The 21,508-nt window shown below is 67.6% G+C and carries 20 protein-coding genes and 1 other RNA gene; 16 read left to right on the top strand and 5 right to left on the bottom strand.

Translation table 11 applies throughout. The annotated features are described in order from the left end of the window. Positions 1–79: 79 nt before the first annotated feature. On the top strand, positions 80–598 hold the full coding sequence (locus tag H9654_RS15380) for a fimbrial protein (protein ID WP_191771674.1): 519 nt from the start codon (positions 80–82) through the stop codon (positions 596–598). A 36-nt stretch (positions 599–634) separates the two neighbouring features. Here H9654_RS15380 and H9654_RS15375 read toward each other — a convergent pair whose 3' ends face one another. The 3 genes from H9654_RS15375 to H9654_RS15365 are packed head-to-tail and all read right to left on the bottom strand — an operon-like array spanning position 635 to position 4,133. Further along, positions 635–2,020 carry an FAD-binding oxidoreductase gene (locus H9654_RS15375; protein ID WP_191771673.1) on the bottom strand — a complete coding sequence of 462 codons (1,386 nt, stop codon included), beginning with the start codon at positions 2,018–2,020 and terminating at the stop codon, positions 635–637. Positions 2,021–2,053: 33 nt separating this feature from the next. Then, positions 2,054–2,419 (bottom strand): YraN family protein, encoded by a 366-nt coding sequence (locus H9654_RS15370; RefSeq protein WP_191771672.1) that lies wholly within the window; start codon positions 2,417–2,419, stop codon positions 2,054–2,056. Next, a complete protein-coding gene (locus H9654_RS15365) occupies positions 2,409–4,133 on the bottom strand; it encodes a penicillin-binding protein activator (RefSeq protein WP_191771671.1) in 1,725 nt (574 codons plus the stop codon). The genes H9654_RS15370 and H9654_RS15365 overlap by 11 nt, the downstream gene beginning before the upstream one ends. Before the next feature lie 81 nt (positions 4,134–4,214). Between H9654_RS15365 and rsmI the strand changes: the two genes are divergently transcribed. Together rsmI and rnpB are read left to right on the top strand one after the other, a co-directional pair. Then, the gene (gene rsmI, locus H9654_RS15360) at positions 4,215–5,033 is read left to right on the top strand and encodes a 16S rRNA (cytidine(1402)-2'-O)-methyltransferase (RefSeq protein ID WP_191771670.1); all 819 of its coding nucleotides are present in this window, start codon (positions 4,215–4,217) and stop codon (positions 5,031–5,033) included. Positions 5,034–5,079: 46 nt separating this feature from the next. After that, an RNA gene (gene rnpB, locus H9654_RS15355) (RNase P RNA component class A) lies at positions 5,080–5,428 on the top strand. 57 nt (positions 5,429–5,485) lie between these two features. Here rnpB and H9654_RS15350 read toward each other — a convergent pair. Together H9654_RS15350 and H9654_RS15345 are read right to left on the bottom strand one after the other, a co-directional pair. After that, positions 5,486–5,965 carry a DM13 domain-containing protein gene (locus H9654_RS15350; RefSeq protein ID WP_191771669.1) on the bottom strand — a complete coding sequence of 160 codons (480 nt, stop codon included), beginning with the start codon at positions 5,963–5,965 and terminating at the stop codon, positions 5,486–5,488. A 108-nt stretch (positions 5,966–6,073) separates the two neighbouring features. Beyond that, complete coding sequence (locus tag H9654_RS15345) at positions 6,074–6,838, bottom strand: NRDE family protein (RefSeq protein ID WP_191771668.1); 765 nt, start codon at positions 6,836–6,838, stop codon at positions 6,074–6,076. Positions 6,839–7,162: 324 nt separating this feature from the next. Here H9654_RS15345 and mraZ point away from each other — a divergent pair, with 324 nt between their 5' ends. The 13 genes from mraZ to ftsA are packed head-to-tail and all read left to right on the top strand — an operon-like array spanning position 7,163 to position 21,500. Beyond that, positions 7,163–7,609 carry a division/cell wall cluster transcriptional repressor MraZ gene (mraZ, locus tag H9654_RS15340; protein ID WP_191771666.1) on the top strand — a complete coding sequence of 149 codons (447 nt, stop codon included), beginning with the start codon at positions 7,163–7,165 and terminating at the stop codon, positions 7,607–7,609. A 14-nt stretch (positions 7,610–7,623) separates the two neighbouring features. Beyond that, positions 7,624–8,592: a 16S rRNA (cytosine(1402)-N(4))-methyltransferase RsmH gene (rsmH, locus tag H9654_RS15335; protein ID WP_191771690.1), complete on the top strand. Its 969-nt coding sequence runs from the start codon at positions 7,624–7,626 to the stop codon at positions 8,590–8,592. Beyond that, positions 8,589–8,852, top strand: coding sequence for a cell division protein FtsL (ftsL, locus tag H9654_RS15330; protein ID WP_191771665.1), 264 nt, complete (start codon positions 8,589–8,591; stop codon positions 8,850–8,852). Before rsmH ends, ftsL begins: the two co-directional genes overlap by 4 nt. Further along, the gene (locus H9654_RS15325) at positions 8,849–10,702 is read left to right on the top strand and encodes a peptidoglycan D,D-transpeptidase FtsI family protein (RefSeq protein ID WP_191771663.1); all 1,854 of its coding nucleotides are present in this window, start codon (positions 8,849–8,851) and stop codon (positions 10,700–10,702) included. Before ftsL ends, H9654_RS15325 begins: the two co-directional genes overlap by 4 nt. Then, the gene (locus tag H9654_RS15320) at positions 10,699–12,189 is read left to right on the top strand and encodes a UDP-N-acetylmuramoyl-L-alanyl-D-glutamate--2,6-diaminopimelate ligase (protein WP_191771661.1); all 1,491 of its coding nucleotides are present in this window, start codon (positions 10,699–10,701) and stop codon (positions 12,187–12,189) included. Before H9654_RS15325 ends, H9654_RS15320 begins: the two co-directional genes overlap by 4 nt. Continuing rightward, the gene (locus H9654_RS15315; RefSeq protein WP_191771659.1) at positions 12,186–13,580 is read left to right on the top strand and encodes a UDP-N-acetylmuramoyl-tripeptide--D-alanyl-D-alanine ligase; all 1,395 of its coding nucleotides are present in this window, start codon (positions 12,186–12,188) and stop codon (positions 13,578–13,580) included. Before H9654_RS15320 ends, H9654_RS15315 begins: the two co-directional genes overlap by 4 nt. Continuing rightward, a complete protein-coding gene (gene mraY, locus H9654_RS15310) occupies positions 13,570–14,655 on the top strand; it encodes a phospho-N-acetylmuramoyl-pentapeptide-transferase (protein ID WP_057507808.1) in 1,086 nt (361 codons plus the stop codon). The genes H9654_RS15315 and mraY overlap by 11 nt, the downstream gene beginning before the upstream one ends. Further along, positions 14,655–16,001 (top strand): putative lipid II flippase FtsW, encoded by a 1,347-nt coding sequence (gene ftsW / locus H9654_RS15305; RefSeq protein WP_191771657.1) that lies wholly within the window; start codon positions 14,655–14,657, stop codon positions 15,999–16,001. Before mraY ends, ftsW begins: the two co-directional genes overlap by 1 nt. Further along, entirely contained in the window at positions 15,998–17,086 is a 1,089-nt protein-coding gene (gene murG, locus H9654_RS15300; RefSeq protein ID WP_191771655.1) for an undecaprenyldiphospho-muramoylpentapeptide beta-N-acetylglucosaminyltransferase, read from the top strand. Before ftsW ends, murG begins: the two co-directional genes overlap by 4 nt. Positions 17,087–17,129: 43 nt before the next feature. Beyond that, positions 17,130–18,566, top strand: coding sequence for a UDP-N-acetylmuramate--L-alanine ligase (gene murC, locus H9654_RS15295; RefSeq protein WP_191771653.1), 1,437 nt, complete (start codon positions 17,130–17,132; stop codon positions 18,564–18,566). Next, a complete protein-coding gene (locus tag H9654_RS15290) occupies positions 18,563–19,540 on the top strand; it encodes a D-alanine--D-alanine ligase (RefSeq protein ID WP_191771651.1) in 978 nt (325 codons plus the stop codon). Before murC ends, H9654_RS15290 begins: the two co-directional genes overlap by 4 nt. Further along, positions 19,537–20,268 carry a cell division protein FtsQ/DivIB gene (locus H9654_RS15285; RefSeq protein WP_101100351.1) on the top strand — a complete coding sequence of 244 codons (732 nt, stop codon included), beginning with the start codon at positions 19,537–19,539 and terminating at the stop codon, positions 20,266–20,268. The genes H9654_RS15290 and H9654_RS15285 overlap by 4 nt, the downstream gene beginning before the upstream one ends. After that, a complete protein-coding gene (ftsA, locus tag H9654_RS15280) occupies positions 20,265–21,500 on the top strand; it encodes a cell division protein FtsA (RefSeq protein WP_042613652.1) in 1,236 nt (411 codons plus the stop codon). The genes H9654_RS15285 and ftsA overlap by 4 nt, the downstream gene beginning before the upstream one ends. Positions 21,501–21,508: the final 8 nt, after the last annotated feature.

Genomic DNA, 21,508 nt, shown 5'->3' with positions numbered 1-21,508 from the left:
GGGCAACCACTCCAGGCAGCGCTTGCCCAGCCCCCCTCGACGCCAGTGCATGGCGTCACTTCGTCCCAAAGGAAACCTGATGAACCTGTCCCCCCTTCCCCGCCTTCGCACTGTCGCCTTGGTCTGTCTCGCGGCCGGTAACGGTCCCGTGCTTGCCGACGAGGCGCAGCTCACCATCAAGGGAAGAGTGCTCGTGGGCACCTGCGTGCTGGACATCCCCGAAGTGCCGCTGGCAGACCTCCGTGCCGCTGACGTGGCCACCGGTGACCTTGGAATGCAGCTTGGAACCATAAAGGTCAAGAGCTGCATCGCGGTGAAACAGGTCAATCTCAAATTCACCGGTGCAACGGCGGAAGGAGACAAGGATCATTGGAAGAACACGGCCCCTGCTGGCGAGGCAGCCGAGGGGATGTCGATCGTGCTGAAAGATGGAGAAAAATTCGAGAACATTCTGAAAAGTGGAGATGCGCGTTCGTTCGCTCCCGTCGCCGATGCCGGCAGCTACCCGTTCAAGGCAGGCTACTACCACGCTGAGGGTCAAGCCTTTACATCGGGTGCCGTGGCTGCATCGATCACCGTCAGCGCGGATTACAACTAGTCCAACCTCGCGTGAAGTGCGTTGGCGTGGCGCGTGTCACCGAGGCGGCAGCACCTTGCCGGGATTCAGGATGCCATCCGGATCCAGCGCAGACTTGATCGCGCGCATGGCCATCAACGTTTCCGGGGTGAAGGCCTGCGCCATGAAATCACGCTTGGCCAGGCCGATGCCGTGCTCGCCTGACAACGTACCTTCAAGTGCCAGCGTCAGCGCGAAAATCCGCGGCAGGGCGGCCTGTGCGCGCGCATTCTCATCCGCATCGTCCGGGTGATACAGAATGTTGACGTGCAGGTTGCCGTTGCCGGCATGCCCGAAGGTCACGATGGTCAGATCGAATTCGGCCGCCAGTGCCTGCACCCCGCTCACCAGCGCCGGAATGCGCGACACCGGCACCACCACGTCTTCGTTTATCTTGCCCGGCGCGATACTGCGCAACGCAGGTGAAAGTGCCTTGCGCGCCGCCCACAGCTTTTCCCGCGCGGCGCCTTCCATCGCCACGTCCAAGGCCAGCATGCCTTCGCCTTCGGCTGCGTTGGCCAATCCCTGCAGCAGGTAGGGCAGGGTGTCATGGTCGCCATCGGCTTCGATCAGCAGCATCGCGCCGGCGTCCGGCACGTCGGCGCCGTTGAGCCGTAGCAACTGCAGGCTGCGGGCATCCATGAACTCCAGCCGCGTCGGCACCACGGGCTGCCCCATCACGCGCGACACCGCCTGCGCGGCAGCGTCGGCATCGCGGTACAGCACGCGCAGTCCGGCTTGGGCCACCGCCACCGGGGTCAGTTTCAGGGTGGCTTCCACGATGATCGCCAGCGTGCCTTCACTGCCCACCAGCAGGTGGGTCAGGTCGTAACCGGTGGCATCCTTGGTATAGGCGCCACCGCAGCGGATCAGATCGCCAGTGCCGGTCACCGCCACCAACCCGAGCACGTTGTCGCGGCTGGTGCCGTACTTCACCGCGCGCGGTCCACCTGCGTTGCAGGCCAGGTTGCCGCCGATGCTGCAGATGTCCGCACTGGACGGGTCCGGCGGCCAGAACAGGCCATGTGGGGCCAGTGCCTGCTGCAGATCGCCGTTGAGTAAACCCGGTTCCACCACGGCGCAGCGATCGCCCGGACGAATGGAGAGGATCTGGTTCATGCGCGCCAGGGACAGCACGATGCTGCCCTGCAGGGGGACTGCGGCACCGGTGGTGCCGGTGCCGGCGCCGCGCGCGACCAACGCCACGCGATGTGCGCGGCAGGCCTGCACGATCGCCTGCACCTGCTCGCGGTTGCAGGGCAGGGCGACCGCCAGCGGCACTTGACGGCGCCAGGAGTTGTCCTGCGCATTGGCGTCCAGCGCGGTGGAATCGGTGCGCCAACCGTCGGTGCCGAGCAGCAGTGACAGTTCGGCAACCAGCGTGGCGGGCAGTTCGGTGTACATGGTGATTCCAGCGGAAACCAAAGGAGGGGGCGCTCAGCTGTCCAGTCGGAACGCATCGCGCAGCCACTGCAGGCGCGGCGGGTCGCCGCTGGCCTGCACTACGTCGAAGCGGCACGGCCGTTCGCACAGTTCCGGATGCGCCTGCAGGTACAGCTGCGCGGCCAGCACCAGCCGCTGCTGCTTGCGGCTGTCCACCGATGCGGCGGCACCGCCGAAGTCCGTGCGTGCGCGATAGCGCACTTCGACGAACACCACCGTGCCGTCATCGTTCATTACGCGGTCCAGCTCGCCGCCGCGGAAGTTGACGTTGCGGTCCAGCACCTGCAGCCCAGCCGCGCACAGCAGGCGCTCGGCGGCCGCTTCGACCGCCACGCCACGCCTGGCCCTGTCAGTTGGCATTGGCGATCGGCATCGGCCGTCCGCCACTGAAGGTCGACCACGCCGGCACGCGCAGGATGTTGCCACCGCCGTCCAGGTACAAGGTGCCGGTGGCGCCGGACAGCCCGCCCTGGGCGGCCAGCGATTCCATGTACGCGCTGATCTTCCACGCATCGAAACCGAAGGCGAACAGCCGGCCGGCCGCACCGCGTGCGCTCGGCAGCATCTGGCCGGCGGTGCCGGCGCTGGGCAGGCCGGCCACGCCGCGCACGTTCCAGGCTTCGTTCGGATAGATGATGCCGTCCAGCGCCACGTCTTCTTCCGGCTTGCCGCTGCCCACGGTCAGCTGCGAGGTACCCACGCGGGTGCCGCCGCCGACGCCGGCGAGGGCAAGCTGCGGTGCCAGCTGGCGGGCCTGCGGGGCACGCACCGCCAGCAGCACGCCATCGGCCTGGCCGGCAGCGCGCAGGCGCGCGCTGATGTCGCCCACGGGGTCGGCCACCGCCACCGTGGCCAGCACCTGGCCACCGCGCTGGGTGATGCGTTCGGCGAACGCGGCCGCAGTGCGGCGGCCGGTGTCATCACTGCTGTGCAGCACGATCACCTTGGCGCGTTCGCGGCCACGCAGGTATTCGGCGGCCATCACCCCATCGTCTTCCGGCGCCAGCGAGAAGCCCGCGCTGCCAGCCGGCGGCGCATCCTTGCCGCGGTTCAGCGCCAGCACCGGTACGGGCAGCTGGGCGCGGCCGTAGACGGCATCCACTTCGTCGCGGCCCAAGGGGCCGACGATGAAATCCACGCCGCTGGCCACGGCCCGGTCGTAAGCCGACAGGGCGCCGGCCGGGGTCCCGGCGGTGTCGATGAAATCAATCTCCGGCTTGCGCCGGGTTTCACCGTAGTAACCGGTCAGCAGGCCATCGCGCACCGGCTGTGCTGCCGTGGCGAGGCGGCCGCTCAATGGCAGCAGTACGGCCAGTTTCACCGGCGGCCGGTAGCCGTCGCTCATCGCCGGCGGACGCTTGCTGGTGTCGAACTGGGTGCTGGCCGCGTCGCGGTCGAACGGACGCGGCAGCGGCATGCCGCGCGCGATCAAGGCGCGGCCGGCGAAGTTGTACAGCGGATCATTGGCCGCCAGAGCCGCCGCGCGCGACTGCAGCGTGGCATCGTCCAGCGTACCGAGCAGGCCGACGATGGCCGCCTGGTTGTCCGTGCGGGGTTTGCCTGCCAACCCGACATGCGCACGGGCACGCTCCTGGGCGGCGCCGAAGTTGTCGCCGGTGGCCTGCAGCGCAGCGGCGCGGGCCAGCTGCCAGCGCGATGCCAGCGCCGGCAGCAGCTCGGTGGCCGGTTCGGACAGTGCGGCCAGCGCCTGCGCGGGTTGCTTGTCGGCCAGTGCCAGTTCGGCGGTGGTCAGCAGGTAGCGCTGGCGGCTGGCGGCGGACAGCTGCCGCGGCTGCAGCTGGGACAGCAGGCTGCGCGCGCGCGTCGCATCGCCGGCTTCGTGCCAGGCAAAGGCCGCGTCGGCCAGCGCGTTGCTGCGTGCGGCGCCACGCAGGGTGCCAGCCAGGCTTTCCAGCTGCATGGCGGCATCGCGCGGACGGCCTTGTTCAATCAGCAGCAGGGCCTGGCTCTGGGCCGGTGACTCCGGTGCACTGGTCAGGCTGGTGGTGGCGCAGCCGGCCAGCAACAGCAGCGACAACGACAGGGCGGAGATCCGGACGACAGGCTTGTTCATGATCGGGTCCATGCAGGAGGGGCAGCGGCGTTGGCCGGGTACACGCTAGGATTCTACCCTTGACCTTGGAGTGCCGCTGAAATGACCGTTGCCACGCTGTATGTCGTTGCCACCCCGATCGGCAATCTCGCCGACCTGAGCCCACGCGGGCAGGAGGTGCTGCGCACGGTGGCGGCAATCTGTGCCGAAGACACCCGGCGCACCGGCCAGCTGCTGTCCCATTTCGGCATCTCCCAACCGCTGGTGGCCCTGCATGACCACAACGAAGAGGTGCTGGCGCAGCGCATCGTGGCCCGCCTGCAGGCCGGCGAGTCACTGGCGCTGGTCAGCGATGCCGGGACCCCGCTGGTCAGCGATCCGGGCTTCCGGCTGGTGCGCGCGGCGCGCCAGGCCGGGATCCGGGTGAGCCCGGTTCCCGGTGCGTGCGCGGCCATTGCCGCACTCAGCGTGGCCGGCCTGCCCAGTGATCGCTTCACCTTCGAAGGCTTCCTGCCGGCCAAGGCCAGCGGACGTCGTGATCGGCTGCAGGGCCTGGCCGGGGAACTGCGCACGATGGTGTTCTACGAGTCCTCGCACCGCATCACCGAGTCGCTCGCCGACATGGCTGCCGTATTCGGCGGCGAGCGGCCGGCGGTGCTGGCGCGTGAGTTGACCAAGCTGTTTGAAACCGTGCTCGACGGTGACCTGCACAGCCTGCAGCAGCAGGTGGGTGCCGACGAGAACCAGCGCAAGGGCGAGTTCGTGGTGATGGTGCAGGGCGCCGCCGATGACGAGCAGGCACAGCTGGCCCAAGGCCGTCGCGTGTACGCCACCCTCAGCGAGCACCTGCCGCCGTCCACCGCGGCCAAGCTGGCCGCCGAACTGACCGGCGCCCCGCGCAAGGCGCTGTACGGCAGCTGATCATCGCGCCCCCGGAAACGGGCGGATATGGGAGAATGCACGCGGCGGAGTCGGCCAGACAGTCGCGTCATCCTTCGGGATGCCGAGGAAAGTCCGGGCTCCATAGGGCAAGGTGCCAGGTAACGCCTGGGCGGCGCAAGTCGACGGAAAGTGCAACAGAAAGATACCGCCGAACGGCCTTCGGGCGCGTGGCAAGGGTGAAATGGTGCGGTAAGAGCGCACCGCGAGTCTGGCAACAGACCGGTACGGCAAACCCCACCTGGAGCAAGACCAAATAGGGACCTCATGGCGCGGCCCGCGTCGGGTCCGGGTAGGTTGCTTGAGCGTTGCGGTGACGTAACGCCTAGAGGAATGACTGTCCACGACAGAACCCGGCTTATCGGCCGGCTCCGCCACTCTCTTCAGCGGGTAGTACCGGCCGCTGGCCGGCACTACCCGGACGATGGCCGGGCTCAGCCCGGCGTGCGGTACTGTCCGGCGGAAATGAACTTCGAGAAGCGCTCGCACCACACCACCACGGTGGTGAACTCATTCACGTCCACGTTGGCCGGCACATCCACCAGGAAGCGGTTGAAGGTCTTGACCTCGCCGATGCGCTGCGCGTTGGCTTTGATCTTCAGGAAGTCGGCCTTGTTGTCGACGAATTCGTGGACCAGGTAGACCTTGTAGTCAGGGCCCGGGCCCATCTTGCCGCTGAAGGCGACCTGGCGCGCGCTGACGCTGACCTTGCCTTCGGCCCAATGCACCGCGTCACTGCCTTTGAGGTCGCGATGGAAGGTGGTGCGGTAAGTGGCGTCGGCCATCGCGGCCTGTATTTCCTCGACCGGCGGATCGTCCGGGGCGATCAGGATGGGCAGGAAATACACACCCAGACCGAAGCCGAGGCCGAGGGTGAGCATGTGGGTAGCGATAAGAACGAGGATGCGGCGCATTGATGACTCCGGGGGGATCGAACGCGCGCGGGGGCGCGCCGATTCAGCGTGGGGTGACCGTCGGGACATTCATAGAGCCAGACGCGGCAGGAATGAGGCGCAGACGCTCTAACCGCCCCATGAGAAGGCGAGACTGCCCCCGCCGAGGAAGACGCCGTGCGGCCCGAACCGTCGTTCGTGGATGGCACCCCGCCCATCGTGGTCGATCAGGATGAGGGTGCTGGAGCGGGTGCCGTAGTGGTCGCCTCGGATGAAGGCCGGGCTGAGCCAGCGTTCCCGTTCCAGTCCGATCCCGGTGTCCGGCAGCTCAGCATCGGCAGGGCGGTGCTCATCGGCCAAGGCCGTCCACAAGGGCTCCAGTGACGAGGTGTCGCTATCGGTCCACGCCCCAAGCGCGTCCATCAGTCGTCGCGTCTTTGGCCACGGCGCGTCCAGCGCCCCATTGGACAGGCCGTGGATGCCGGGTGCCAACTCCTGTTGTCCGGGCGGATGGTTGCCGAGGAAATGCACGGCCTGCGCGTCTGCCAGCAGCAGGTTGAACGGGGCGTACGTTGCGGCAACGCGCGACAGCCGGTCGGCGTGCACGGCTGCCGCTGCGCTGCCGCGCAGGTAATCGGCAACCAGGGCGCCGCGCGACGGCCCGGTCTGTGACGCCAGCGGATCGCGCACATTGGTGACCACCGCCATCCGCGCGCCCGCACCGACGCCTGCCCACCCGCCGCCTGAGCGCAGATCACGCCCGCCCATCACCTGCGGCGCGTCGCTCCAGCGGGACAGCGCGGCGGTTGGACGAGCGTGGAATTCATCGCGGTTGCCGACCATCACCAGCCGCCAGCGCGGGTGGTGCAGCCAGGACAGGGCAAGCAGGCACATGCCCCGCATTGTGCTGTTTTGCGCAGTCGCCTGCTACGGAATCGGCACGGTCAATGAATGCGCGGGCGCGACTTCACACCCTCTGCACACCCATGAACTTCGGCGAAATCTGAAAATTTGAGACGAAACAGCCACTTGTGGATAAGCCTTGAACAAGTCTCTAAAGATCGCTGCAAGCTATTGATGGGACAGGTGATTTCCTTGTCCAAAAGTTGTTGACAACCCTTTGACCGCTGATAAGGTGGGCAACAGAGGGAAAACCGGGTCTTTTGTGGTTTTTCGTGGTTCAATGTTTCATCACGCTGAAGGAAAGGTGCACGCGTCGTGTTTCAGGGCGAGACGGCCATCACAGTTGACGATAAAGGGCGCATGGCGGTTCCGACCGTTCATCGCGACCTCGTCGCGCGCGTGAGCAGCAACCGCCTGGTCCTGACCTACAACCCGTTCGAATCCGGCTGCCTCTGGCTGTATGCCGAGTCCGAATGGGAGCGCGTCCGTGACGACGTCATGGCCAAGCCGAACACCCAGCGGGTGGTACGCCTGCTGCAGCAGAAACTGGTCGGTTCGGCCGCACATCTGGAGCTGGACGGCAATGGCCGCATCAGCATCCCCGCCAGCCACCGCGGCGCGGTGGGTATCGAAAAAAAGGCGGTATTGCTGGGCATGGGTGACAAATTTGAACTGTGGAGCGAGCAGGCACACCGCGCATTGATCCAGCAGACGTTGTCTGACGAGGATCTGGGCGATGGGCTTCTCGATCTGAAATTGTGAGCCGGGGTGCCCGGGTGCGCGGAACAGCGCAGACCGGTCACCTCCCGGTGTCGCAGTCGCCGGCGGGTCATCTGCCGGTGCTGTACACCCAGGTCCTTGAAGGCCTGAGGGTGATCGAAGACGGAACCTACCTGGACGGCACGTTTGGACGTGGCGGTCATGCCCGTGGCGTGCTGGAGCAGCTCGGTGAAGGCGGCCGCCTGCTGGTCATGGACAAGGATCCTGATGCGATCGCCGTGGCCGAGCGCGACTTCGCGCCGGACCCGCGCGTGTCGATTTTCCGTGGCAGCTTCGCCCAGCTGCTGCAGTGGGACCAGACGGCCGCCGGCCTGGATGGGGTGCTGTTCGACCTGGGCGTTTCCTCGCCCCAGCTGGATGTCGCCGAGCGCGGTTTCAGCTTCGGCAAGGACGGACCGCTGGACATGCGGATGGACCCGGACAGCGGCGAAAGTGCGGCGCAGTGGCTGGCACGCGCGGACGACACCGAGATCGCCGACGTGCTGTGGACCTATGGCGAAGAGCGCCAGAGCCGCCGCATCGCCCGTGCGCTGGTCGCCCGCCGGCAGAAGCAGCCTTTCACCCGCACCGCCGAACTGGCCGAGGCGATCGCCTCGGTGATGCCGCGCGGCAAGGACAAGATTCACCCTGCCACCCGCAGCTTCCAGGCCATCCGCATCCATATCAACGGCGAGCTGGCCGATCTCCAGGCCGGCCTGGACGCGGCCGTGCAACGGCTCAAGCCGGGTGGCCGGCTGGCCGTGATCAGCTTCCATTCGCTGGAAGACCGCATCGTCAAGCAGTACATGAACCGGTTGGCCAAAGCGCCTCCGAGCAATCGTCGCCTGCCCGAACAGCAGGTCTTCGTGCCTACGCTGGACCTCATCGGTGGCGCCATCAAGGCCAATGGCGACGAACTGTCCGGCAACCCGCGCGCGCGCAGTGCGGTGCTGCGCGTGGCACAGAAGCGTGAGGTCGCCGGATGAGCCGGTTGATGCTGATCGTGCTGCTGGCCTGCACGGTCGCTTCGGCGATCGGGGTGGTGTTCGTGCGCCATCGCCATCGCCAGACCTTCATTGAGCTGGCCCGCGCCGAGCGCGTGCGCGATGAGCTGAACATCGAATTCGGCCGGCTGCAGCTGGAACAGGCCACCCTGGCCGAGGCCAACCGGGTCGACCAGGTTGCGCGTGAAAAACTGGGCATGAAGTTCCCGGAAGCCGCCGACGTGGTGGTGGTCCGCCCATGAACAAGACCGGCCGCAACCGTCCCCGCAACGCCTTCAACCTGCGCCAGCGGCTGCGCTGGGTCGCGTTGGCGCTTGGGCTGTGTTCGGTGTCGCTGGTAGGCCGTGCCGCCTACGTGCAGTTGATCAACAGCGATTTCTACCAGCGCCAGGGCGAGGCGCGCTACCTGCGCGAACTGCCGATCAAGACCTCGCGCGGGATGATCACCGACCGCAACGGCGAGCCGGTGGCGGTCTCCACGCCGGTCGCTTCGATCTGGGTCAATCCGCAGGAACTGCTGCGCACGCCGGACCGCATTCCGGAGTTGGCCACTGCACTGGGCCTTTCAGTGGACGACCTGAGCAGCCGCCTGAGCCAGAAGGCGGACAAGGAGTTCATGTACCTGCGTCGTCGCATCAATCCGGACGATGCGGAGAAAGTGGTCGCGCTGAAGATCCCCGGTGTTGCCGCACAGCGCGAGTTCCGCCGCTTCTACCCGCAGGGCGAAGCGATGGCGCACGTGCTCGGCTTCACCAACATCGACGACCGCGGCCAGGAAGGGCTGGAGCTGGCCTTCGACGAATGGCTGCGCGGCGAACCCGGTGCCAAGCGCGTGATCCGCAACCGCAAGGGCGAAACGGTGGAAAGCGATCTGCTGCGCGCCGCCACGCCGGGCAAGGACCTGACCCTGAGCATCGACCGGCGGATCCAGTTCCTGGCCTACCGCGAGCTGCGCAACGCGCTGATCGCCAACAAGGCAGCGGGCGGTTCGATCGTGATCATGGACGTGGCCACCGGCGAAGTGCTGGCCATGGTCAACCTGCCCACCTACAACCCGAACTCGCTGGATGGCGCGGTGCCGGACACGCGGCGCAACCGCGCGGTGACCGACCTGGTCGAGCCGGGCTCTACGATGAAGCCGCTGACGATCGCGTCCGCGCTGCAGGCCGGCGTGGTCACCAAGGACACGATCATCGACACCAATCCCGGCTACATGTCGCTGGGCCGTTACACCATCCGCGACGTGCCGCGTAACAACGGCGTGCTCAACGTCACCGGCGTGATCACCCGCAGCTCGAACGTCGGCGCGGCCAAGGTCGTGGCCAAGATGACCGACCAGGTGTTCTACGATTCGGTGCACAACTTCGGCTACGGCAGCCGCCCCGGCAGTGGCTTCCCCGGTGAATCCGGTGGTGTGCTGCCGCGCCCGGCGCGCTGGAGCGGTTCGTCCAAGACCACCATGTCCTACGGTTACGGACTGTCGGTGACCCCGCTGCAGATCGCCACGGCGTATTCGGCGCTGGGCAACGGCGGCCGGCTGATTCCGCCGACCTTCGTCAAGGGCCAGCACAACCAAGCGCGCCAGGTAGTGGATGCGGAAGTCGCCAAGGAAGTGGTGGCGATGATGGAAACCGTGGTCACCCAAGGCGGCGCCAAGCAGGCTGCGGTACTCGGCTACCACGTGGCCGGCAAGACCGGCACCGCACGCAAGGCTGGCCCCGGCGGCTACGAACGCGGCCATTACAACGCGCTGTTCGCCGGCGTGGTGCCGGCCAGCAACCCGCGCTTCGCCACGGTGATCGTCATCAACGATCCGCAGGCCGGCAAGTACTACGGCGGGCTGGTCTCGGCACCGGTATTCCACAACGTGATGGACGGTGCGCTGCGCCTGATGGACGTGCCGCCGGATGACATCCAGTCCTGGCTGACGGCGCAGCAGTCGGGCAAGACCGGGCACTCTGCTTCGGTGCTGCCGACGCCACCGGCCGATGCCGTGCTGCCCGCCGATGCCGCCGCTGAATTCGACGCCGCGTTGCCGACGGCCGCGCAGGCCCCGGCGCCTGCCCCCGCACCGACGGGAGGCACGCAATGAGCCGTTCCATGCTGCTTTCAAGCCTGCTTCCCGATCTGGCCCTGGCAGGCCGCGATGTGACCATCACCGGCCTGGTGATGGACAGCCGCGCGGTCCGTGCAGGCGATGCCTTCGTGGCGATCGCCGGCTTTGGCGCGCATGGCCTCGGCTTCGTCGACCAGGCGCGTGGCGCCGGCGCTTCGGCCATCCTGTTCGAACCACCGGCGCCGCAGGAGCTGCCCGCACCGGCCGACGCCATCGCCGTGCCAGGGCTGCGCGCGCGCATGGGCGCGATGGCCGACCAGTTCCACGGTGCGCCATCGCGCGCGATGCGCATGGTCGGGGTGACCGGCACCAACGGCAAGACTTCCACCGTGCAGCTGCTGGCCCAGGCCTGGCACCTGCTGGGCACCCGCAGCGGCAGCATCGGTACCCTCGGCGCCGGGCTGTTCGGCGATGTGCAGCCGACTGGCTTCACCACCCCGCTGGTGCTGCAGATGCACGCCCTGCTGGCCGAGCTGCGTGATGCCGGCGCACAGGCGGTAGCGATGGAAGTCAGCTCACACGCGCTCGACCAGGGCCGCGTGGACGCGGTGCACTATGACGTGGCGGTGTTCACCAACCTCACCCGCGACCATCTGGATTACCACGGCGACATGCACACCTATGGCGCGGCGAAGGAGCGGTTGTTCCACCGCCCCGGCCTGCGTGCCTCGGTGGTCAACCTCGACGATGGCTTTGGCCGCGAACTGCATGCGCGCCTGCCGGCCGGCCAGCAGGCGATCGGCGTGAGTTCACGCGATGCGGCTGGCGCTGCGGTGCGTGCGCGCGACATCGTGCTGGACGGGCAGGGGCTGGCCTTCACCTTGCAGATCGACGAAGACAGCGCGGACGTGCGCTCGCCGCTGCTCGGTCGCTTCAACGTGGACAACCTGCTGGCCGTGGCCGGCACCCTGCATGGCCTGGGCCATCCGCTGGCCACCATCGCTGGCGTGCTGGGCCAGCTGCAGCCGATCCATGGGCGGATGAACCGCCTTGGCGGCGCGGCGGGCGAGCCCACCGTGGTCATCGATTACGCACATACCCCGGATGCCCTGGAACAGGCGTTGTCCAGCCTGCGCGGCCACGTCGCAGGCCAGCTGGCCTGCGTGTTCGGCTGCGGTGGCGAGCGTGATGCAGGCAAGCGCCCGCAGATGGCTGCGATCGCCGAACGCCTGGCCGACCGGGTCACGGTGACCGATGACAACCCGCGCGGCGAAGACGGCGACCGCATCGTGGCCGATATCCTCGCTGGCTTCCACACGGCGTCCGCGGTGGTCGTGCAGCGCGACCGCGCACGTGCCATCGGCGCTGCGGTAGCCGCGGCAGGCGACGGCGATATCGTGCTGGTCGCCGGCAAGGGCCATGAGCCCTACCAGGAAATCAACGGCGTCCGCCATGCCTTCGATGACACCGACGTGGCTGCCGCTGCGTTGGCCTCGCGTGCGCACGGGGAGGGAGTGGCATGAGGCGCACCCTGCTTTCGCTGATCGCGCATTGGGCCGGCGGCGAGATCCATGGCGACGACGTCGCCATCGATGCCATCAGCAACGACACCCGGCAGATGAGCCCCGGCAGCCTGTACGTGGCGCTGCGCGGGGAGCGCTTCGACGGGCACGATTTCGGCACCGATGCGCAGGCACGCGGCGCCAGCGCGCTGCTGGTTGAACGCCTGCTGCCGCTGGACCTGCCGCAGGTGCTGGTAGCCGACAGCGAGCTGGCCCTTGCCCGCATCGCCGCCGGCATGCAGCGCGATCGCAACACCGGCGTGTTCGCCATCACTGGCAGCAACGGCAAGACCAGCGTCAAGACCCTGCTGCTGGATATCCTGCGCCAGCATGCGCAGGTGGCGCACAAGGTGGTGCACGCCAACCCGGGCAACTTCAACAACGAGATCGGCCTGCCGCTGGCGGTGATCGCAGCGCCGGAAGATGCCGACTTCGCGGTCTATGAAATGGGCGCCGGCAAGCCCGGAGACATCGCCTACCTGACCGACATCGTGCGTCCGCGCTGGTCGCTGGTGAACAACATCGCCGCCGCGCACCTGGAACGCATGGGCAGCCTGCAGGGCGTGGCCAGCACGAAGGGCGCGATCTACGCCGCGCTGCCGGCCGATGGCGTGGCGGTGATCAACGCCGACGACGCCTTCGCGCCGTGGTTTGAACAGCATTTCATCGGCACCCCGCCGCGTTGTGGTGTGCTGCGTTTCGGCCTGGACCACAGCGCGGACGTGTCCGCCTCGGCGATCCGCTTCGATGCCGCAGGCAGCCATTTCCTGCTGCACACGCCGGCAGGCGAGGCGGAGGTAGCGCTGCCGCTGCCGGGCCGCCACAACATCGGCAATGCGCTGGCAGCCACCGCGCTGGCGCTGGCGGCAGGCATTCCGCTGCAGCACATCGTGGCCGCGCTGGCGGTCACCGAACCGGTGCCGGGCCGGCAGATCGCCCACCGCCTGCCCAACGGCGCGGTGTTGGTGGATGACAGCTACAACGCCAATCCCGGTTCGCTGGCAGCGGCGATCGATGCGCTGGCCAGCAGTGGCCAGGACGCTTGGCTGGTGCTCGGCGACATGCGCGAACTCGGCCCGGACGCGGTGGCACTGCATGCGCAGGCCGGCCAGCGCGCACGCCAGGGCGGCCTCAAGCGCCTGTATACGCTGGGTCCGCTCAGCGCTGCCGCGTCGGCTGCATTCGGCGACGGTGGTCGGCATTTCGAAACCCATGACGCACTGGCGCGCGCGCTGCAGGACGACCTGCAAGCCGGCGTGCGCTGCCTGGTCAAGGGATCCCGTGGTAGCGCCATGGACAAGATCGTGAAAGCGCTGCTCGCGCAAGGAGAGGAAGCCCCCCATGTTGTATGAACTGGCTCGATGGTTGCAGCAGCTGGAGAGCTCGTTCGGGCTGTTCAACTACCAGACGTTCCGCGCCATCCTGGCCGCGTTGACGGCGCTGTTCCTGTCGCTGTGGATGGGTCCTGCGGTGATCCGCCGGCTGGCCCAGTTCAAGGGTGGCCAGCCGATCCGCACCGATGGCCCGCAGACCCACTTCGCCAAGGCCGGCACGCCGACCATGGGCGGCTCGCTGATCCTGCTGACCGTCACCCTGGCGGTGCTGGCCTGGGCCGACCTGAGCAACCGCTACGTGTGGCTGGTGCTGGCGGTGATGATCTGTTTCGGCGCCATTGGCTGGTACGACGACTGGATCAAGATCGTGCGCCGCGACCCCAACGGCCTGAAGTCGCGCTACAAGTACCTGCTGCAGTCGATCTTCGGCCTGGCCGCCGGCCTGTTCCTGTACTTCACCGCCGACGTGCCTTCCGCGCTGACCTTCTACATCCCGATGTTCAAATCGGTGGCGCTGCCGCTGGCCGGCATCAGCTTCGTGGCCATCGCCTATTTCTGGATCGTCGGGTTCTCCAACGCGGTCAACCTGACCGACGGCCTGGACGGCCTGGCGATCATGCCGACCGTACTGGTGGCCTGTGCGCTGGGCGTGTTCGCCTATGCATCAGGCAACGTGGTGTTCTCCAACTACCTGCAGATCCCGCAGATCCCGGGCGCGGGCGAGCTGGTGATCATCTGCGCGGCGATTGCCGGCGCCGGCCTAGGCTTCCTGTGGTTCAACACCTATCCGGCCATGGTGTTCATGGGTGACATCGGCGCGCTGGCGCTGGGCGCGGTGCTGGGCACCATCGCGGTGATCGTGCGCCAGGAACTGGTGCTGGTGATCATGGGCGGCGTGTTCGTGGTTGAAACGCTGTCGGTGATGATCCAGGTCGCCTCGTTCAAGCTCACCGGCAAGCGGGTGTTCCGCATGGCCCCCATCCACCACCACTTCGAACTGAAGGGCTGGCCGGAGCCGCGCGTGATCGTGCGCTTCTGGATCATCTCGGTGGTGCTGGTGCTGGTCGGCCTGGCCACGTTGAAGGTGCGCTGATGAATGACCTGTCGCGCCAGGCAACACGCCTTGAAGCCATCGGAGGCCACTTCGACAAGTGGCTGCTCGGCGCGATCATCGCGCTGACCGGGCTGGGCGTGGTGATGGTCGCGTCCAGCTCGATCGCGCTGATGAGCAGCCCGTTCTACTACCTCAACCGCCACCTGATCTTCCTGGCGGTGGGCATCGTGCTGGCCGGGCTGGCCATGCGTACCGAACTGAAAACCATCGAGCAGTACAACCAGCTGCTGCTGCTGGGCTGCTTCGCGCTGCTGATCGTGGTGTTCATCCCCGGCCTCGGCAGCAGCGTCAACGGCGCCCGGCGCTGGATCAACCTGGGCGTCTCCAAATTCCAGACCGTGGAAGCGGTCAAGGTGCTGTACATCGTGTGGCTGTCCAGCTATCTGGTGCGATTCCGCGACGAGGTCAACGCCACCTGGCCGGCGATGCTCAAGCCACTCGGCGTGGCCGGCGCGCTGGTGGTGCTGATGCTGCTGCAGCCCGACTTCGGTTCGTCCACGCTGCTGCTGGCGATCACCGCCGGCATGCTGGTGCTGGGCGGGGTCAACATGCCGCGCATGTCCATGCCGATCATCTTCGGGATGATCGGCATGACCGCGCTGGCGATCTTCGAACCCTACCGCATGCGCCGCATCACCTCTTTCCTGGATCCGTGGGCCGACCAGCAGGGCGATGGCTACCAGCTGTCCAACGCGCTGATGGCGGTGGGCCGCGGTGAGTGGACCGGCGTCGGCCTGGGCAATTCGGTGCAGAAGCTGTACTACCTGCCCGAAGCGCATACCGACTTCATCTTCTCGGTGACCGCAGAAGAGCTGGGCTTCATCGGCACCTGCCTGATCGTGGCGCTGTATGCGCTGCTGGTGGGGCGGACGATGTGGCTGGGCATGCGCTGCGTGGAAATGAAGCGCCACTTCTCCGGCTACATCGCCTTCGGCATCGGGCTGTGGATCAGCATGCAGAGCTTCGTCTCGATCGGCGTCAACCTGGGCATCCTGCCGACCAAGGGCCTGACCCTGCCGTTGATCTCCTCGGGTGGCTCCAGCGTATTGATGACCTGCGTGGCGATGGGTCTGCTGCTGCGCGTTTCCTATGAACTGGACCGCGCCGAGCGCCGCCACGCGGTGCGCATGGGTGGTGGAGACGATGCCAGCGAGGACGTGGTGCGCGCACCGGCCGGCGGCGCGCCCGCCGCCGTTCCGGGCCGCGTGGCCAACGTCGCCAGCAGCCAGGAAACCAGGCCGGACGCACCGGCGCAGGGAACCGCCCCGCGTGGCACCAGCCGCCTGCAGACACGCATCGAACCGACCTTCGGGAGGTTGTCATGAGCGCCCGCGCTCCTGCCGATCGCCCGGTGATGATCCTGGCCGGTGGCACCGGCGGGCACATTTTCCCCGGCCTGGCCGTGGCCCGCGTGCTGCGCGCGCGCGGCGTTCCGGTGACCTGGCTGGGCGCGGTGGGGCAGATGGAAACGCGTCTGGTTCCCCAGCATGACCTGCCGATCGACACGCTGGACATCGCCGGCCTGCGTGGCAAGGGCAAGCTGGCCCTGCTGGGCGCGCCGTGGCGGTTGCTGCGTGCGATCCGCCAGGCCGGTTTCATCCTGCGTGACCGCAATCCGCGCGCGGTGATCGCCTTCGGCGGTTATGCCTCCGGCCCCGGTGGCCTGGCCGCGCGCCTGCATGGCCTGCCGCTGCTGGTGCACGAGCAGAACCGTGCACCGGGCATGACCAACCGCTTCCTGTCACGCTTCGCGCAGCGCGTGCTGACCGGTTTCCCCGGCAGCTTCGCCGCGCGCGAAGAGGCCGTCGGCAACCCGGTGCGTGCGGAGATCGCGGCCATCGCACCGCCCGAACGGCGCTTCGCCGGCCGCAGCGGTCCGCTGCGTGTGCTGGTAGTGGGCGGCAGCCAGGGCGCGCGTGCGCTCAACACCGGGGTGCCGCAGGCCATCGCCGCACTCGGTGCGGCATGCCCGGTGAGCGTGCGCCACCAGAGCGGCGAGAAGCTGCATGCCGAAGCGGTGGAGGCCTACGCCAAGGCCGGCGTCGAGGCGGACATCACGCCTTTCATCGCCGACATGGCCGACGCCTTCGCATGGGCGGATGTGGTGGTGTGCCGTTCCGGTGCGTCTACCCTGGCCGAGCTGTGCGCGGTCGGCGTGGGCAGCGTGCTGGTGCCGTTCCCGGCCGCCGTCGACGACCACCAGACGCGCAATGCCGAGTACCTGGTCGAGCGCGATGCGGCCGTGCTGTTGAAGCAGGGCGACGCGCTGGTCAGCGGCATCACGTCACTGTTGCGTGAACTATCCGAAAATCCCGCCCGCCGCATGCAGATGGCGAAAGCCGCACGTGCGCTGGCCAAGGTCGATGCGGCAGAGCGCATCGCCGACATCATCCTCGAGGAAGCTGTATGAACAACGTGCCGCGCCACCGCGCCGACACCCCGCGGAGCTGCGCATGATCCGCCGCCTGCACGACACCAACGACCTGGTGCGCGCTTTCCCGCGCGTGCATTTCGTCGGCATCGGTGGCACCGGCATGAGCGGCATCGCCGAAGTGATGCTGACGCTGGGGTATGAAGTGTCCGGTTCGGACAACGCCGACAATGCCGCGACCCGTCGCCTGGCCGGCCTCGGCGCCCGCATCATGCGCGGCCACTCGGCTGCCAACGTACTCGGCACCGACTGCGTGGTGGTCTCCAGCGCGATCCGCGACGACAACCCGGAACTGATGGAAGCGCGCAGCCAGCGCATCCCGATCATGCCGCGCGCGGCGATGCTGGCCGAACTGATGCGCTTCCGCCGCGGCATCGCGGTGGCCGGCACGCACGGCAAGACCACCACCACCAGCCTCACCGCGGCGGTGCTGAGCGAGGGCGGGCTGGACCCGACTTTCGTCATCGGCGGGCAGCTGTTGGCCGCCGGTGCCAACGCCAAGCTGGGCAGTGGCCAGTGGCTGGTAGCCGAAGCCGACGAGAGCGATGGCAGCTTCCTGCGCCTCAACCCGCTGATGTCGATCATCACCAACATCGATGCCGACCACCTGGAAAACTACGGCAACGACTTCGCCCGTGTGCAGGCGGCGTTCGCCGAATTCCTGCAGCGGCTGCCGTTCTACGGCCTGGCCGTGCTGTGCATCGATGATCCGGAGGTGGCCGCGCTGGCGGCTAGAACGCCCCGTCACGTGATGAGCTACGGCCTGAGCGACCACGCCGATGTCCGTGCGGAAAACGTGGTGCAGGAAGGATCGCGGATGCGCTTCACGCTGCGCCTGCCGCAGGGCACCAGCCAGGAAGTGGTGCTGGCGCTGCCCGGCAAGCACAACGTGCTCAATGCGCTGGCTGCGGCCGCCGTCGGCTGGCAGCTGGGCGTGGCCCCGGATGCCATCGCGCGCGCGCTGCAGAGCTTCGCCGGCGTCGGTCGGCGCTTCAATGACCTGGGCGAAGTCACCACCGCCAGCGGTGCCAAAGTCCGCGTCATCGACGATTACGGCCACCATCCCAGCGAGCTGGAGGCGGTGTTCGCCGCCGCCCGCGGTGGCTGGGCGGACAAGCGTCTGGTGGTGGCCTTCCAGCCACATCGCTACAGCCGTACCCGCGACCAGTTCGACAAGTTCGCCGCGGTGCTGTCCAGCGTCGATGCGCTGGTGCTGAGCGAGGTCTACCCGGCCGGCGAAGAGCCGATCGCCGGCGCCGATTCCGAAGCGCTGGCCCGCGCGATCCGCGCGCGCGGCCGCGGTGAACCGGTGGTGGTCGGCAAGGCCGCCGAGCTGGCGCACGTGCTGCCTGATGTGCTGCAGGACGGTGACCTGTTGCTGATGATGGGTGCAGGCGATATCGGCGCGGTCGCACAGCAGATCGCCAGCGAGGGCTTCAGCGTGGAGGCCCAGGCATGAGCGGCTTCACCTTCCCGGCGCTGCGCAGCAGCGATCCGGCCGACTTCGGGCGGGTCGGCGTGCTGCTCGGTGGCACCTCCAGCGAGCGCGAAGTGTCGCTGGATTCCGGCCGCAATGTCCTCGAAGCACTGCAGGCGCGCGGCGTCAATGCGTTCGCCATCGATGGCATTCCGGCGCTGTCCAAGGTGCTGGTCGCCGGTGAGGTCGACCGGGTATTCAACATCCTGCATGGCCATAACGGCGGGGGCGAGGACGGCATCGTGCAAGGCCTGCTGGAAGCCTTCGGCGTGCCGTACACCGGCTCGGACGTGCTGGGTTCGGCGTTGAGCATGGACAAGATCCGCACCAAGCAGGTGTGGCTGTCCGTCGGCCTGCCCACCCCGCAGTACCGCAGGGTGACCGCCGCGGACGTACACGCTCAGGCCGCCGAGCTGGGCCTGCCAGTAGTGGTCAAGCCGGCCAACGAAGGCTCCAGCGTGGGCATCAGCCGGGTCTTCGACGATGCCGGCCTGGACGAAGCCGTAGCGCTGGCCACGCGCTATGACGGCCAACTGCTGATGGAACAGATGGTGGTAGGTGACGAGCTCACCGTCGGCATCCTCGGCGATGTCGCGCTGCCGTCGATCCGCATCGTGCCCAAGGGCCAGTGGTACGACTACGAAGCCAAGTACAAGGCCGACGATACCCAGTACCTGTGCCCAGGGCTGGACGGCGCGGACGAGCAGGAGATTCGTCGCCTCGCGCTGGCCGCCTTCCGCGCCGCCGGCTGCCGGGGCTGGGGTCGGGTGGACGTGATGCGCGACCGCACCACCGGCCGCCTGTTCCTGCTGGAAGTGAACACCGCCCCGGGAATGACCAGCCACTCGCTGGTGCCCAAGGCCGCCGGCCAGGCCGGTATCGGTTTCGAAGAACTGGTCTGGCGCGTGCTGGAACAGACCCTGGCCGATCCATCGCAGGAGAATCGCCACGCATGAACGCGGTGCTGCGCATCTTCGTCTGGCTGATCGCTCTGTCCGTGGTGGCGCTGCCCGTGGTGGCCGTGCTCAACGGCTGGGTGGGCGCCGAACGCTGGCCGTTGGCCAAGCTGCGCGTGCACGGTGAGTTCAAGCGGGTGCCGGCCGAACAGCTGCAGAAGGTGCTGCTGCCGTATGCGCATGCCGGCTTCTTCGCGGTGCGCCTGCAGGATGCGCAGGACAGCATCGAGCGCCTGCCGTGGGTAGAAAGCGCCCGCGTGCGCAAGCAGTGGCCGGATGTGCTCGAAGTGACGCTGATCGAGCACAAACCGTTCGCACGCTGGGGCAATGATCGCCTGTTGTCCGAGCAGGGCAAGCTGTTCCCCACGCCGAAGAAGCTGGCCGACCTGCAGCTGCCGCAGCTGGATGGTCCGGACAGCCAGACCGAAGAAGTGGTGACGCTCTACAACGACGCTCGTTCGATGTTCGCCCCGTCCGGGCTGGACGTGACCCGCCTGAGCATGGATGCACGCGGCAGCTGGTCGCTGCTGCTGAGCAATGGGACTGAAGTGGTGGTGGGCCGCGACGACGCGCGTTCGCGCCTGCAGCGCTATGTACGTGTGTTGCCGCAGTTGGCCAGCCAGGCCGCGCCGATCGAGCGCGCCGACCTCCGATACACCAATGGCTTCACCCTCAGCTGGGGTGAACCGCCGGCCGCAGCGCCGAAGAAAACGCAGGACAGGACATGAATCGCAAGGGTGACAAATCGTTGATCGTCGGCCTCGACATCGGCACCTCCAAGGTAGTGGCGCTGGTGGGTGAGTACTCGCCCGGCAACCCGATCGAGGTGATCGGCATCGGCTCGCACGAATCGCGCGGCCTCAAGCGCGGCGTGGTGGTGGACATCGAGTCGACCGTGCAGTCGATCCAGCGCGCGGTGGAAGAAGCCGAGCTGATGGCCGGCTGCGAGATCCGCTCGGTGTATGCCTCCATCTCCGGCAACCATGTGCAGTGCAAGAACTCGCCCGGCATCGTGCCGATCCGCGACGGCGAAGTGACCTGGGGCGACCTGGACCGGGTGCTCGATGCGGCCAAGGCCGTGGCGATCCCGGCCGACCAGAAGATCCTGCACGCCATCCCGCGTGAGTACGTGCTGGACGATTCGCAGGAAGGCATCCGCAATCCTGTCGGCATGACCGGCGTGCGGCTGGAAGTACACGCCCACCTGGTGGTGTGCGCGCAGTCCGCGGCGGCCAACATCAGCAAGTGCGTGCAGCGCTGTGGCCTGCAGGTGGACGACCTGGTGCTGTCTTCGCTGGCTTCCAGCGTGGCCGTGCTGACCGCCGACGAGCGCGAACTGGGCGTAGTGCTGGTGGACATGGGCGCCGGCACCACCGATATCGCCGTGTTCGTGCAGGGCGCGATCTGCCATACCGCTTCGCTGCCGATCGCCGGTGACCACGTCACCAACGACATCGCGCACATGCTGCGCACGCCGACCCCCGAAGCGGAGCAGATCAAGGTGCGTTACGCCTGCGCGCTCGCCCAGCTGGCCACCGCCGAGGAAAGCATCCAGGTGCCGAGCGTGGGTGATCGTCCGCCGCGCCGCATGCCGCGCCACGCACTCGCGCAGGCGGTGCAGGGCCGTTACGAGGAAATCTTTGAAATGGTGCAGGCCGAACTGCGCCGTTCCGGTTTCGAAGAACTGGTGCGCGCCGGCATGGTGCTCACCGGCGGTGCGTCGAAGATGGAAGGCGTGGTCGAACTGGCCGAGGAAATGCTGCAGATGCCGGTACGCGTGGGCATTCCACAGCACGTCACCGGGCTGGGTGAAGTGGTCGGCAACCCTGTCCACGCAACCGGCGTCGGCCTGCTGCTGATGGGCAGCCAGATCGAGCATCCGCGCCGGCCGTCATTGCCGGCCGGACGCGCGGGAAGCATGTTCAAGAAACTGAAAACCTGGTTCCGCGGCGAGTTCTGACCGCGGCC

Source organism: Stenotrophomonas lacuserhaii, from assembly GCF_014836545.1.
In the GTDB taxonomy this organism is placed as follows: domain Bacteria; phylum Pseudomonadota; class Gammaproteobacteria; order Xanthomonadales; family Xanthomonadaceae; genus Stenotrophomonas; species Stenotrophomonas lacuserhaii.
This window is presented reverse-complemented; position numbering and strand designations above follow the sequence as displayed.

What these genes read in the sequence shown, in the direction of transcription:
- rsmI (WP_191771670.1), top strand. Translation starts at nt 4,215, where the DNA reads ATGACCGTTGCCACGCTGTATGTCGTTGCCACCCCGATCGGCAATCTC.
- H9654_RS15350 (WP_191771669.1), bottom strand. Translation starts at nt 5,965, where the DNA reads ATGCGCCGCATCCTCGTTCTTATCGCTACCCACATGCTCACCCTCGGC.
- H9654_RS15345 (WP_191771668.1), bottom strand. Translation starts at nt 6,838, where the DNA reads ATGTGCCTGCTTGCCCTGTCCTGGCTGCACCACCCGCGCTGGCGGCTG.
- H9654_RS15365 (WP_191771671.1), bottom strand. Translation starts at nt 4,133, where the DNA reads ATGAACAAGCCTGTCGTCCGGATCTCCGCCCTGTCGTTGTCGCTGCTG.
- murC (WP_191771653.1), top strand. Translation starts at nt 17,130, where the DNA reads ATGATCCGCCGCCTGCACGACACCAACGACCTGGTGCGCGCTTTCCCG.
- H9654_RS15320 (WP_191771661.1), top strand. Translation starts at nt 10,699, where the DNA reads ATGAGCCGTTCCATGCTGCTTTCAAGCCTGCTTCCCGATCTGGCCCTG.
- H9654_RS15315 (WP_191771659.1), top strand. Translation starts at nt 12,186, where the DNA reads ATGAGGCGCACCCTGCTTTCGCTGATCGCGCATTGGGCCGGCGGCGAG.
- ftsA (WP_042613652.1), top strand. Translation starts at nt 20,265, where the DNA reads ATGAATCGCAAGGGTGACAAATCGTTGATCGTCGGCCTCGACATCGGC.
- murG (WP_191771655.1), top strand. Translation starts at nt 15,998, where the DNA reads ATGAGCGCCCGCGCTCCTGCCGATCGCCCGGTGATGATCCTGGCCGGT.
- ftsL (WP_191771665.1), top strand. Translation starts at nt 8,589, where the DNA reads ATGAGCCGGTTGATGCTGATCGTGCTGCTGGCCTGCACGGTCGCTTCG.
- H9654_RS15375 (WP_191771673.1), bottom strand. Translation starts at nt 2,020, where the DNA reads ATGTACACCGAACTGCCCGCCACGCTGGTTGCCGAACTGTCACTGCTG.
- H9654_RS15285 (WP_101100351.1), top strand. Translation starts at nt 19,537, where the DNA reads ATGAACGCGGTGCTGCGCATCTTCGTCTGGCTGATCGCTCTGTCCGTG.
- ftsW (WP_191771657.1), top strand. Translation starts at nt 14,655, where the DNA reads ATGAATGACCTGTCGCGCCAGGCAACACGCCTTGAAGCCATCGGAGGC.
- H9654_RS15290 (WP_191771651.1), top strand. Translation starts at nt 18,563, where the DNA reads ATGAGCGGCTTCACCTTCCCGGCGCTGCGCAGCAGCGATCCGGCCGAC.
- H9654_RS15370 (WP_191771672.1), bottom strand. Translation starts at nt 2,419, where the DNA reads ATGCCAACTGACAGGGCCAGGCGTGGCGTGGCGGTCGAAGCGGCCGCC.
- mraY (WP_057507808.1), top strand. Translation starts at nt 13,570, where the DNA reads ATGTTGTATGAACTGGCTCGATGGTTGCAGCAGCTGGAGAGCTCGTTC.
- H9654_RS15380 (WP_191771674.1), top strand. Translation starts at nt 80, where the DNA reads ATGAACCTGTCCCCCCTTCCCCGCCTTCGCACTGTCGCCTTGGTCTGT.
- H9654_RS15325 (WP_191771663.1), top strand. Translation starts at nt 8,849, where the DNA reads ATGAACAAGACCGGCCGCAACCGTCCCCGCAACGCCTTCAACCTGCGC.